The 13,360-nt window shown below is 45.4% G+C and carries 12 protein-coding genes; all 12 read left to right on the top strand.

The annotated features are described in order from the left end of the window. The first annotated feature begins 50 nt into the window (after positions 1-50). The 12 genes from MHH86_RS24345 to MHH86_RS24290 all read left to right on the top strand — a co-directional run bounded on the left by MHH86_RS24345 (position 51) and on the right by MHH86_RS24290 (position 13,321). On the top strand, positions 51-791 hold the full coding sequence (locus MHH86_RS24345; protein WP_076105522.1) for a Spo0B domain-containing protein: 741 nt from the start codon (positions 51-53) through the stop codon (positions 789-791). Between the two features lie 15 nt (positions 792-806). Further along, positions 807-2,117 carry a GTPase ObgE gene (obgE, locus tag MHH86_RS24340; protein ID WP_036685174.1) on the top strand — a complete coding sequence of 437 codons (1,311 nt, stop codon included), beginning with the start codon at positions 807-809 and terminating at the stop codon, positions 2,115-2,117. Positions 2,118-2,327: 210 nt separating this feature from the next. Continuing rightward, a complete protein-coding gene (locus MHH86_RS24335; RefSeq protein WP_038573034.1) occupies positions 2,328-3,650 on the top strand; it encodes an SPFH domain-containing protein in 1,323 nt (440 codons plus the stop codon). 10 nt (positions 3,651-3,660) lie between these two features. Then, the gene (locus MHH86_RS24330; protein WP_038573032.1) at positions 3,661-4,407 is read left to right on the top strand and encodes a hypothetical protein; all 747 of its coding nucleotides are present in this window, start codon (positions 3,661-3,663) and stop codon (positions 4,405-4,407) included. A 14-nt stretch (positions 4,408-4,421) separates the two neighbouring features. Continuing rightward, positions 4,422-5,198, top strand: coding sequence for a hypothetical protein (locus MHH86_RS24325; protein WP_076224594.1), 777 nt, complete (start codon positions 4,422-4,424; stop codon positions 5,196-5,198). 66 nt (positions 5,199-5,264) lie between these two features. Then, positions 5,265-6,626: a hypothetical protein gene (locus MHH86_RS24320; RefSeq protein WP_076224592.1), complete on the top strand. Its 1,362-nt coding sequence runs from the start codon at positions 5,265-5,267 to the stop codon at positions 6,624-6,626. A gap of 158 nt (positions 6,627-6,784) precedes the next feature. Then, positions 6,785-7,222 carry an ACT domain-containing protein gene (locus MHH86_RS24315; protein WP_036685183.1) on the top strand — a complete coding sequence of 146 codons (438 nt, stop codon included), beginning with the start codon at positions 6,785-6,787 and terminating at the stop codon, positions 7,220-7,222. Between the two features lie 33 nt (positions 7,223-7,255). Next, a complete protein-coding gene (locus tag MHH86_RS24310; RefSeq protein WP_036685184.1) occupies positions 7,256-8,542 on the top strand; it encodes a homoserine dehydrogenase in 1,287 nt (428 codons plus the stop codon). Positions 8,543-8,601: 59 nt separating this feature from the next. Continuing rightward, positions 8,602-9,579: a homoserine kinase gene (gene thrB, locus MHH86_RS24305; protein WP_036685186.1), complete on the top strand. Its 978-nt coding sequence runs from the start codon at positions 8,602-8,604 to the stop codon at positions 9,577-9,579. Continuing rightward, positions 9,576-10,463: a prephenate dehydratase gene (gene pheA, locus MHH86_RS24300; RefSeq protein ID WP_076224590.1), complete on the top strand. Its 888-nt coding sequence runs from the start codon at positions 9,576-9,578 to the stop codon at positions 10,461-10,463. The genes thrB and pheA overlap by 4 nt, the downstream gene beginning before the upstream one ends. Before the next feature lie 4 nt (positions 10,464-10,467). Beyond that, positions 10,468-11,349, top strand: a complete 882-nt coding sequence (gene ilvE / locus MHH86_RS24295) for a branched-chain-amino-acid transaminase (RefSeq protein ID WP_036685189.1) — start codon at positions 10,468-10,470, stop codon at positions 11,347-11,349. A 304-nt stretch (positions 11,350-11,653) separates the two neighbouring features. Further along, positions 11,654-13,321 (top strand): LysM peptidoglycan-binding domain-containing protein, encoded by a 1,668-nt coding sequence (locus MHH86_RS24290; RefSeq protein WP_339279433.1) that lies wholly within the window; start codon positions 11,654-11,656, stop codon positions 13,319-13,321. The last annotated feature ends 39 nt before the right edge of the window (positions 13,322-13,360 follow it).

Genomic DNA, 13,360 nt, shown 5'->3' with positions numbered 1-13,360 from the left:
TTATCTAAACGAAGTCATGAATTTTGCGAACTGAGGGACGGGGAGAAAGAATGAAATCCTGGAAAAGTGCAATCTGGGCAGTCATGTTATCCGTAATGCTTCCTTTAGGTCTTTTGTATTGGCATACTTCTCTTCTGACGTGTCTATTACTCGGAGTCTGGGTAGTGGCAATCGTTGCTTTCAGTTTTATCTGGAGCCAGCGTCATTATGAACGGGAGCTGCGTATACAAGAGAACACTCTGCAACAGGCGGCGATTCGGACACTGAATCATCATCGACATGATTGGATGAACGATTTGCAGATTCTATACGGATATATTCAGCTTGGAAAGCCTAATAAATCCGTGGAGTGTGTGGAAAGAATAAAGGAACGCATAGCACTTGATAGTCGTATCGCTAAGTTGGGCATTCCTTCATTGGTTTTCTATATCCAATCCTTCCGAACTAACAGGTCTAGTCTGGAATTGGAAGTTCAGGTGGAGGAAGGGTTGCAGCTAGAGGACAAGCTAAATCCAGAAGCAGGAGATGAGCTGACTTCAGTGATTATGCAGACCATACGGGCTTATCAGTACAACGGGCTGGCTCCTCAGGGGGAGACGCGCAAGCTGCGCCTTGGCTTTTTTCAGGATGGAGGAGACATTCTTATCTCCTTCGAAGGCGAGGGGGAGCATGGCAATCCCGAGCTGCTCAAAGGGCAAATTTATAATATAGTACAAGGAAAAATCATGAAAGCAGAGCAGTTTAAGCCTAGCAGGGCTTATGTAGAGCTGCGATTACCGCTTGAAATGTGAGGAAGGTGAACATTTATGTTCGTAGATAAAGCTAAGATTTATGTTAAAGGCGGTGACGGCGGGGATGGTCTCGTTGCGTTTCGCCGGGAGAAATATGTACCGGAGGGTGGTCCTGCCGGTGGTGACGGAGGCCGTGGAGGCGACGTTATTTTCCGTGTAGATGAGGGACTGCGCACGTTGATGGACTTCCGTTATCAGCGCCACTTCAAAGCTGACAAAGGGATTAAAGGACGGAACAAAAGCCAACATGGAGCGAATGCGGATCATATGATCGTTCGTATTCCGCCAGGAACCATTCTGATTGACGATGATACGCAAGAGATCATTGCCGATATGACGCGTCATGGACAACAGGTTGTAGTTGCACGTGGAGGCCGTGGAGGCCGGGGTAACACCCGTTTTGCCACAGCTAATAATACTGCACCAGAGCTTGCGGAGAACGGTGAAGAAGGCCAAGAGCGTTATGTTGTTATGGAACTTAAGGTAATGGCTGATGTAGGGCTTGTAGGCTTCCCGAGTGTGGGTAAATCTACGTTGCTGTCGGTTGTGTCCGCAGCCCAGCCCAAAATCGGAGCTTACCATTTCACAACAATTACACCGAATTTAGGGGTAGTGGATGTTGGGGATGGCCGAAGCTTTGTGATGGCGGATCTGCCTGGATTAATCGAGGGAGCTAGTGAAGGCATAGGTCTGGGTCACGAATTCCTGCGTCACGTTGAACGCACGCGTATCATCATTCATGTAGTTGATATGTCTGGCTCTGAGGGCCGTGATCCCTTCGAGGATTGGGTTCTAATTAATGATGAGCTGAAGCAGTACAATGCTAGTCTAATCGATCGTCCGCAGATTGTGGCGGCGAATAAGATGGATATGCCTGAATCAGAAGAGAATCTTATTTCTTTCCGCGAACGCGTAGCTGAGGTGCGGCCGGATTTAGAAATCATGCCAATTTCATCCCTTACCCGTCAGGGTGTTCAGGAGCTCTTATATCGTGCAACGGATATTCTCGACAGTATTCCGGTTGCTCCGGTGGTTGAGGAAGTTGCTGAAACTACTGAACGTAAGGTGTATAAGCTGGAAGCAGAAGAAGATAATTCGTTTACTATTACACGTGATAACGAGGCATTTGTGGTCACAAGCCCACGTATCGAACGTATGCTGAAGCGCATGCAGCTTAGCACACATGATGCGATTCTCAAGCTGGCACGGACTTTGCGTCATATGGGTGTAGATGCAGAGCTTCGTAAACGCGGTGCTGTAGAAGGAACAATTGTCCGTATCGCTGATTTCGAATTCGAATTCGTTGAGAACAGCAGCTACTATTAATATTTAGCTGACTATGAAGCGCCAACTATGGTTTTCCTGTAAAGGGATGGCATAGTTGGCGCTTTTTCTGTGAGGAGATCAGTAATTTTTTTCAATAAAAGAACCCAAAACACGATATATATCGTATACAATAAATATCGAAATACACTAATTCCCATTTGGGAGCATACACGTTATTTATATATAAGATAATGAAAGAAGGAATAGCAGATGGCAATTATAGAAGTGGTCAAGTATGACGGTCCTCCAGGTATATTTGCATGGAAATATCCTAACCAGGAGCTGGGAACATGGACACAACTAATCGTTAATGAATCCCAGGAAGCGATTCTATTCAAGGGCGGACAAGCGCTTGATTCCTTTACAGCTGGGCGGCACACCCTTAGCACCGCTAATATACCTATTTTATCCAATATCGTTAATCTTCCTTTTGGTGGAAAATCACCATTTACGGCTGAAGTATGGTATGTGAATAAGACGAATTCGATGAATGTCAAATGGGGAACGAGCTCACCTTTACAGCTTCAGGATCCCAAATACAAAATTATGATTTCTGTTCGTTCTTTTGGGCAGTTTGGTGTAAAAATCGATGATCCGCGAAAATTCTTGCTGAAGCTCGTAGGGACGCTCCCGCAGTTTGATCATGAAACGCTTATCAGTTATTTCCGCGGACTGCTGATGTCGAATATAAATGAACTTATTTCTTCTTACCTTGTGCACAAGCAAATCAGCATACTGGAGATTAATGCTTATGTTGCAGAGATCTCCAAACATATTCAGGGCCGACTAGCCTCGGCTTTCTTGGATAATGGCATTGAACTGAATAATTTCTATATTGATTCGATCAATATTCCAGAGGATGATCCGGCAACGATTCGTTTGAAGGAAGCTTTGGCTAAAAAAGCGGAAATGGATATCATGGGCTTCACCTATCAGCAGGAGCGTGGTTTTGACACGATGGAAGAAGCGGCAGGTAATCCCGGCAATCTTGGAGTGGGCATGATGAACACCGGGATGGGGCTTGGACTTGGAATGGGATTTGCTGGACCCGCTATGGATATGGTGAACCGTATGACTAGAGGGATGAACTTGGATTCAGGGACTACAGTTATACGTCAAGAGCAGCGTTCCTGCTCTAAGTGTGGAGTTATGAATCCAGTAGAGGGACGGTTCTGCAGCGGTTGTGGGCAGGCGCTTGGAGGCAACCCGCAAGGTTCTCCCTCTGCGAACAAGATCAAATGTTTTGAATGCGGGCATGAACTAAATGCGGGAGCTAAGTTCTGTCCAGGTTGCGGGAATCCTTATCGTCCTTGCCCATCCTGTAAAGCAGATAATCCTGAGGGAGCGGCTTCTTGTGTCTCCTGTGGAAAAGAAATGCCTAAAGCTTGCGGTAAATGTGGGACTATGGTAGCGCCAGGGGTGAAATTCTGTCCTCATTGTGGAGACAGCATGGTGATTAAATGCAGCGGCTGTGGACATGAGCTGAAAGCTGGACAAAAATTCTGTGCAGAGTGCGGAACAAAAGCAGGCTAAGGAGGACCTAATGAACAAAAGCAGGAGATATATATACATTATTACCATCATTTATGCGGTAGCTATAGTACTGACAGTGTTCTCGTTTATTGGATTAGGTTTCTCTGACTCACTGTTTCGGTTCATAATTTCTTTATCCGCGGTTCTGCTAGCAGAAAGTGTAATCTATGGCTATTGTATTTTTTGGCTCCGAACGGCAAGTAGCATTCACCAGACTCCGCCTTTTCTTATCAGCGGCGCAATCATTACGGGAATCTATGCAGCCATCGTATTTGTATCGGCCTTACTCTTCGATTGGCTGCTGGAGTTACCCGCCTTGTGGTACGCAGCCGAACAATTGCTGATTCTTGTGTTAGGAGCGATCACTTTGGCCGCGATAGGGCTTTACGGGTGGAATGCTGGGGCAGGGGAACAGCAAGCCAAAAGGTCTTTACAAAAGTTTCGGCGGTATCAGAACGAATTAACTGAAATGAGTGAGCTGGCTAGTAGCTGGAAGAATTCCGAATCCGAGCAGCTAGTGAACGTGTTAGATATGTTGGAGGAAAAATTTAAGTACAGTGATCCGATATCAGAACCGTCTTTATATGCTACAGAGGATATTCTGCAGCAGCAGATTTCCCTGTTACATGATCACGTGAAGCTACTGCTGGCGACCCAAGAGCCACATGAGGGCTGGCAGGTAGAAGTAAATGAGATGTCAGAGAGTATAAAGTCTACACTTCAGCGGCGTAACCGTGAATTAGCGGCACTTAAATAGGAGGAGTTTACTACATGAACAGTTTGAACCTACAAGAGCCGTCACCGCTCCCGGGAGGAAATGCAGCCGTTCCCCGGCTTAAATACGAACGTACCGGGTTTGATTATGTTATTCTCGCGGCTGCTTATCTGCTGATGCCAGTTGGACTCGTGCTTGCCTTGTTGCGTTTGATGACAACGCATTACAAAAATTACCGCAGACCGACTAACCTCAACCTGCTGATGCATGTATTTATTGGTGGGTTTGTTGAACTTTCTATTGCCATGTTTTCTAGTGCGCTCAATGGGGAATTTGGAACTTCTGAATTAGTATCAACGCTTATTTTAATTGCAATCATGTTTTTGACTCCAGCTTTTATACTGGCCAGTGTGACAGCGAAAGCTAAATATACCCTTTCTAAGCTTAACACTTCTTATATAGAGCTGATTCAAAATAAGAATATCCGGCATATTGGCAGTATATCTGAACGAATAGGCCAAAGTGAAAGTGATGTACGAAGAGATGTCCAGTATCTGAAGGATAAAGGGCTGCTTAATATTGATATTGCATTATCCGAAGGGCGCCAGACGCCAGAGTCATCAGCAGCTAATCAAGGTTACCCTGGAAGTACTTCGGGCTTCGAAGGAACGGGGAGAACCCAAGCATCGGGGCAGCAGATACCTGCGCAGCCTCAGTCTCCACCGCAACTGCCTAAGTCTATCCGTTGTCCGGGGTGCGGAGCCCAGAATACTGTGCTCCCAAGCCAATCTAAAAGCTGTGATTACTGTGGAACGAAGATCCCGTACAATTAATGCCGTCAACCAATAGATTAGCTGCATCGCATATAGGATTACATAAATAAGGGGATTAAAGACAAAATGAGTGGATTGGATATACGCAGACAGCCGCCGACATCGGGAAAACCCGTGTACAAGCATGAATATGAGCGGACGGCGTTTGATTATACGACTATTGTGTTTGCGTATGTATTTGCTCCGGTTGGCTTTATATTGGCTGCCATTCGGTTATTATCTACACATTCCAAGAGACAGCGCAAAGCAAGCAATATTAACCTGTTTTATCATGCGTGTATGGGTGCCTTTGTAGAATTGGCGATCTATTTCATTATTAGCAAGCTACTCGGTCAAATCGATTATGTCGCACTCTTGATCAGGCTGGTGATTATCTACGCATTGTTTAGGATTCCCGCCATCAAATTATCCGTTAGAGCCGTAGGATGGAGAGAGGGATTCACCTATCTTTGCAATGACTATATCGCATTGGTTCTTGTGGACGGCATAAGGCATATCGGCAGCCTATCCGATATTCGCGGATTCAGTGAAGAGAACGTCCGCGAGGTTTTGGAATATTTAAAAGATCAGGGAGTACTTTCTCCAGATATTGTTTATTATGAAGGACGTGTAGATAACCCATTTGTAAAATTGCCGCCGAAGCTTATTTATTCTAAACGGGCACAAGCACTGGTGCGTGCGCCTGAGAATAACCTTCGCTATCGTAACAAGCGAGACCGGACAGTGTTTGATCGAATCATCATGGCGATTGCCTATTTGTTTGCTCCGCTTGGGTTTGTACTTGCGATGCTTCGTTTTGTAAGCACTCATTATAAGAATGAGCGGAAATCATTTAACTATAAATTGCTCTATCATGTATGTATGGGAGCTTTTATGGAACTTGCCGTCCTCTTCGCCGTGGGGACCTACAAAGGGGATTTTAAGTGGTTCACTTTATTGATCATTCTGGTGGTCCTCTACTTGATCTTTATAATTCCGGCGGACAGCTTTGCAGGGAGGGCTACCTTCGCAACAGAAAACTTTGATTTTCTGTGCAAGAAGTATCTCATGCTGATCATAGTGGATGATGTTAGACATATCGGTAATTTAGCTGATATCACGAAACAAAGTGAAGATGATGTACGTAGAGACCTACGGTATTTAGTGAGATGGGGGTTACTTGCTTCTGATCTTGTCTATTATGAAGGACGTGTTAAGCTCTTAGATAAACAACCGCCCAATCTTGTGCATCCTGACCGGGCACAGCCCTCCGCGGCATCAGAGAACCAGCCATCATCTGGGCGGCAGTCATTGCCGGAGAATAGGCCTAAACCACCTGTCCAACTGCCCAAATCCATCGTTTGTCCGAGTTGCGGTGCTAAGAGTAGAGTACTTCCAGGGCAGGATAAAATCTGTGACTATTGCGGGACGACGATTCCATACAGTTAGTGTACATACGATTGCCAACTGCCCCCGGGAATCCGGGGGTTTTATTGCGTCTAACTCCCCGACCTCAGAGTATCCAGATAAAGTTATTGCAATTTACAGGCTTTTTCCGATATAATGTCCACTAAGAAAACACAAAAGTCTTTGAGGTGAGGACGTTCGTGAAAGAACGCTATTATTTGGTCCGGGAGGACATATTACCTGATGCTGTACTTAAGACTATGCAGGTTAAACAATTGCTTGAGGCCGGGGATGCGAAGACCGTAAATGAAGGTGTAGAGCAGGTGGGATTAAGCCGAAGCGCTTTTTATAAATACAAGGATGGAATTCATTTGATCCATCAGCTCGAACGGGAGCGGATCGTTACGATTTCCATGGATTTGGAGCACGAATCTGGAATGCTTTCCAAGGTACTAGGCTCTGTAGCGGGACATGGGGCTAATGTGTTGACGATTCACCAGAGTATTCCGCTGCAAGGGCGGGCAAATGTGGTGATCTCCGTAGAAATTTCACACTTAAATGAGGAACTCGGGGAGATGCTGGATAGTCTGAAAGAGATTCCAGGAGTGAAGCGAGCTTTAATCGTTGGACAGGGATAGGAACTATATTCGTAAACTTTTAGGAGGAGACAGATGAAGCCGGTTAAAGTGGGGTTGCTGGGCCTGGGAACAGTAGGCACAGGTGTAGTTCGTATCGTGGAAGGGAATCAAGAGGATTTAAGCAGCCAGGTAGGCTCTTCAATTGTCATTGAACGTATAGCTGTGAATAATTCTAATAAACCACGCGAAATCGAGGTTGATCCTGCTAAAATAACGACAGATCCATGGGATGTGATTCGTGATCCTGAAATTGATGTCATCGTTGAAGTTATGGGTGGAATCGCGGGAACCAAAGAATATATTCTTGAAGCTTTGGAACGCGGTAAACATGTCGTAACTGCGAACAAGGATTTGATGGCGCTGCACGGATCAGAGATTCTTGCTAAGGCGCAGGAGAAGCAATGTGATGTCTTTTATGAGGCTAGCGTTGCAGGAGGCATTCCGATTATCCGCACACTTATCGAGGGCTTTTCCTCGGATAAGATTATGAAAATTATAGGTATCGTGAATGGAACGACTAATTACATACTAACCAAAATGAGCCAAGAAGGCGCATCCTATAATGATGTGTTAAAAGAAGCGCAGGATCTGGGATACGCAGAGTCTGATCCAACCTCGGATGTGGAAGGACTGGATGCAGCCCGCAAAATGGCGATTCTCGGAACCTTAGGTTTCCGTACTAACGTGGAGCTGCATGATGTAAGTGTGAGTGGGATTTCTCAGGTGAGTAAGGCGGATATCGCCTTTGCGAAACGTCTCGGATATGAAATTAAGCTGTTAGGCATCGCTGAACGTCAGGATGAAGAATTCAGCATCAGTGTTCAGCCAACCTTGATTCGGGCTAGTCATCCCTTGGCTTCCGTCAATGGCGTGTTCAACGCAGTTTACGTATACGGGGAAGCAGTGGGAGAGACTATGTTCTACGGTGCGGGTGCGGGCGCTATGCCAACTGCAACCTCAGTGGTAGCTGATTTGGTAGCTGTCATTAAGAACCTTAAACTAGGTGTTAATGGATTGAAGCAAAAAGTACCTTACAAGCAGAAAAAGCTTAAGAGTGATGAAGCTATCTTTTATAAAAACTTTTTACTTCTGCATGTTGATGATAAAGCAGGGGTATTGGCTAAGATTACTCAAGTGTTTGCCGAATATGATGTAAGTTTGGATTCAGTAGTTCAGCAAGCCAATCCCAATAATCCTGATGCGGAGATCATTATTGTCACTCATAACGCTAGTAAAGCAAGCATGAACAAAGTGCTGCGCCATTTCGAGGAGCTGAAAGTCATCCGCCGGATCAAGAGCCATTATCGAGTGGAAGGTTAACCACGTCACTGAACTAATACTTTCATATTTCAAAACATAGTAAGGAGATTGTACCTGTTATGAGTATTTACGGAAGAGCTAGGGTTAAAGTGCCTGCTAGTACTGCCAATCTTGGTCCGGGCTTCGATACTCTAGGTATGGCTTTGCCGCTATATGCCTGGATTGAGATGGAGGAAGCAGAGGAGACTGTTTTTCATCTATATGGTGATGAGATGAATGGAGTGGCTCAGGATAAGAGCAATTTACTCTATAAGGTCGCTCAAATGGTATTTGCAGAGGCAGGCGTTACGGTGCCTGAATTATCGATATCGATGTACTCGGAGATTCCCCTTACGCGCGGACTCGGCAGCAGTGCCTCAGCTATTATTGGCGGCATGGCTGCGGCGAACACAATGATTGGCTCTCCGCTGGATAATGGCAAGCTATTTGATATGGCTACCCAGCTTGAGAAACATCCCGATAATGTGGGTGCCTCCTTGTTTGGCGGCATTATTACTGCTGTGTGGGATGGTGAACATGCGGATTATGTTCGGCTAGAACCACCACAAAATCTTGAGGTGCTGGTGGTTATTCCTGAATTCGAACTGGAAACCACAAAAGCGCGGGGATTGCTTCCAACAGAAATCTCAGTTAGTGATGCTGTGTACAACATCAGCAGAACCTCTCTATTGACGGCTTCGCTGGCATCAGGTCGGCTTGATCTGCTTAGCAGAGCGATGCAGGATCGCCTGCATCAGCCGTATCGTGCACCGCTTATACCGGGCATGGAGAAGCTGCTTGCAGAAGCTCCTGAACACGGTGCTTTAGGGATCGCACTTAGCGGTGCTGGACCGACTCTGCTATGTTTAGTGGATCGCCAAGAGACCCGCAAGAGTGAGCTTGAGGCCTTCTTGAAGAATACGATGCAGGAACATGGCATTTCCGCTCGGACCTGCTGGTTAACACCTTGTGCTTCTGGAGTGACTACAGAGCTGCTCGAAATAAACGAGATGCAAAACGTATCATTTTTGGATATGATAAAAGGAGTACGGTCATGAAATCAATAGCGGTATTGCCGCAGGGCTCGGTATCCCACGAAGCGCTGCTGCATTTGTTTAACGGTGAACCTGTAAAGCTTGTGCATCACAAGTTAATTTCCGATGTATTTCTCTCTACGGCGGGTGGAACCACCGATTACAGCGTGATTCCGATTGAAAATACCATTGAAGGCTCAGTTAGTCTTCACATCGATTGGCTCATCAATGAAGTGGATCTGCCAATGCAGACGGAATGGATTTTTCCATCGATACAGAATCTTATCGGTAACCCAAGGGAATTCACAGATACAGACGGCAACAAGGATTTCACCAAGATGGTAAAAATCCTTTCGCATCCCGTAGCAATGGCACAATGCATGCAATTTGTTCGTAAGCATGCCCCTTGGGCTGAACTGGAGTCGGTCGGAAGCACCTCTGAAGCTGTGGAAATCGTCAAAAACAATCCCGGCAAGGGCTGGGCTGCTATCGGTACCGCTCTTGGCGCCGCTACGCATGGGCTGGAGATTGTAGATCGGCAAATTACAGATCACAACAACAACTACACACGGTTTGTCCTGGTCGGCCCACAGAAGATAAATCTTCCGCGGAGCAGCACCGGAGTAAAGACGAGTGTTCTAGTAACGCTGCCAGAGGATTTTCCAGGTGCCTTGCATCAGGTGCTTGCTGCTTTTTCCTGGCGGAAACTGAATTTATCGCGGATTGAATCACGACCAACGAAGAAGAAGCTGGGTACTTATTATTTTTATATTGATGTGCTGGAACCGATAGAATCTGTTCTGCTGCCAGGGGCTATTGAAGAAATTAGTGCTTTAGGCTGTCAGGTAAGGATTCTGGGCTCGTATCCCACATACACCTATGAGGAAGAGAAAGCGGAGGTGCAGTAAATTCATGGCTGAGCAATGGATCTATTTGGATGGACAACACGTAACGAAGGAAAATGCAAAGGTATCCGTTTTTGATCACGGTTTTTTGTATGGAGACGGTATTTTTGAAGGTATCCGTATCTATAACGGCAATATTTTTAAATGTAAAGAGCATTTGGACAGACTGTATGATTCGGCAAAATCGATCATGCTGGACATTCCGCTAACGTATGATGAGATGCTGGAAGCTATGGCTGAAACGATTCGTCTTAACGACATGCGTAACGGCTATATTCGACTGATCGTCTCCCGGGGACCAGGGAACTTAGGTCTTGATCCGCGCCGTTGTCCAAAAGCTAGTGTAATTATTATCGTTGAACAACTGGCTATTTACCCAGAACAAGCGTATTTGAACGGACTTCGTGCAGTTTCTGTATCCCAGCGCCGTAATATTCCGGATGCACTCAATCCAAAGATCAAATCGCTTAATTACCTAAACAATATCCTAGTAAAAATCCAATCCAACTTGGCAGAAGCCGACGAAGCAATCATGATGAACGCTCAAGGTTATGTTACTGAGGGATCGGGCGATAACATTTTCATCATCAAAAATGGTGTAGTTTTCACTCCTCCATGTTACTTGGGAGCCCTTGAAGGAATTACCCGTCTGGCGATCATTGAGCTCTGCGAGAAATTAGGTATTAAACTGAAAGAAGAACCGTTCACAATGCATGATGTTTATATAGCGGACGAGGTGTTCTTCACTGGCACAGCTGCTGAGGTTATTGCTGCACGTGAAATTGACGGCCGGATCATTGGTGAGGGACAAGCGGGTCCAATCACTTTGAAGCTGCTCGAAGAGTTCCGTAATGTGGTTGATAAAGATGGCTATAAGGTTTGGGAATAAAGACTAATCATACAACGTAAATAGCATTGAATACGCATCAGAAGTCCTTTTATGCATACATGCAGAAGAAAACGGGAGTCTCCGGTTAATCTTTTCATGGATCATGAAAGGATTTTTTTTATTTCGGGGATGTCATTCGCCCATGGGCTGCATAAGATGTAGTAACGAAGGAGGCGGCTGTACCGCATATAACTTTGTAAGAGAGCAATGTTCCATGAAAAGGGTGTTTGCTTTCGAAGTCAGTTTTGCTGTGTAGCTGTAAAGAAAGCAATACTCCACAAAACTTTTAGGAGGTTAATGCTACGTGAAAATACACATTGTCAAACAAGGCGATAGTTTGTATGCATTATCGCAAAAGTACGGAGTGCCGTTACAAAAACTTATTGAAGCTAACCCGCAGATCAGTAATCCGAACGTATTAGCGGTTGGAGACAAAGTAAAAATACCTACGGCCCCAGTATCCGTACCGGAGAACAGTGAAGTTTACTACAAGCACACCGTTAAACAAGGAGATACCTTGTGGAAATTATCTAAAGCCTGGGGAATTCCTTTAAAGGATATGGTTGAGGCCAATCCCCAATTAAAGAATCCAAATGTACTTATGCTAGGGGAAGTAGTTAATATCCCTAAAAAAGTATCCAATACCTCACCCACACAGCCTGGGTATACACCTTCTAACGCCTCAGAGAAAACACAAGTGGGTGGCAAGGAATATACAGGTCCCAAAGAACAGCCTGCTGCTGAAGTAGTGCCTGCACCTAAACCGGAAACTAAACCAGAAATAAAGCCAGAAGCTAAACCAGCACCTAAACCAGTGACAAATATCTCACCTGAATCTAATTCTGCACCACACCCATCGCTAAACATCGCCCCTATTAATACACAAAATATTGCACCAAATCCTGCGCCTAATATGCAAATGGAAGTTGCTCCAGTGCAAGAAATTGAAATGCAGAGTTTATTTGTTCAGATTACGGTTCCAAATCAAGAACCGGTTGCTCAACAAGAAGCACCTAAAGCTGAGAAGAAAGCAGACAATGATTGCTCATGGGATAATTCCAACGGATACCCGGGCTTGGGAGGAAATCCTTATCTCTATGATTCATATCAAAATAGCCCTAATATGAACATGAACTGGGCACCAAGTTATGTTCAGCCAATGGCTTATGCACCAGAATGTATTTCCCCATGTTATTTTTCGGGCAATATGTATTCTAATATGAGCCCAGAACAGTGGAATCCCAATGCCGCGCCAAACATAAGCCCGGAACAGTGGAATCCCAATGCCGCGCCAAACATAAGCCCGGAACAGTGGAATCCCAATGCAGCGCCTAACATAAGCCCAGAACAATGGAGTCCCAATGCTGCCCCTCCAGGACAGTGGAATCCGATGGAGGCTAATGTTGCTGGCATGAACGTAGGCGGGGATTTCTCCCCGTATGCTGTTCCTCAATATGGAGGACAGACGCCGAACCTTCCTTGGCCAACTTGTGGGTGCGGAGGCGTGCATATTCAACCAGTGCAAACTTATTCATATGACATGCCTGTATACAACACCTATCCTGAATATGGGAATCCAAACGCTTTTTCTGCATATGGAGCAGGAATGCCTAATCAGGGAATGGTTCCTACTTCTACGCTTGGAGCATTTGGCGGACAGGATAACTCTAATATTCCATCCAATCCGCAGTATCCAGGGATAGGTAATTATTCGCAGCATAATCGGGTGCCGGAAATTCAAGAACCTGAAGCGTTCGTGCAGGAATCTCCTGAAGCGGCTAGAACAGAGACTGATGAGTTAACTTCTAACGCTTCTCTCAAGAATAAGGGGAGTGTAGCAAAGGAAACAGCAACAGGCAAAAAAGCAAAGACCTCAGGTCAACCTAGTAGCAAGAAAAGCAAAACTGCTACGAAATCTCAAGGTTCAGCAGCGAGTACTAAAAAACGTAGAAATCCTTGGATTTCAAACTAATAAATTTATATAACAAGCCGCTGTCCGGACACACGTGTA

The organism is Paenibacillus sp. FSL F4-0097, from assembly GCF_038593125.1.
GTDB classification, from domain to species: Bacteria; Bacillota; Bacilli; order Paenibacillales; family Paenibacillaceae; genus Paenibacillus_AQ; species Paenibacillus_AQ odorifer.
The sequence above is the reverse complement of the archived record's forward strand: the minus strand, read 5'-3'. Positions and strand labels throughout refer to the sequence as shown.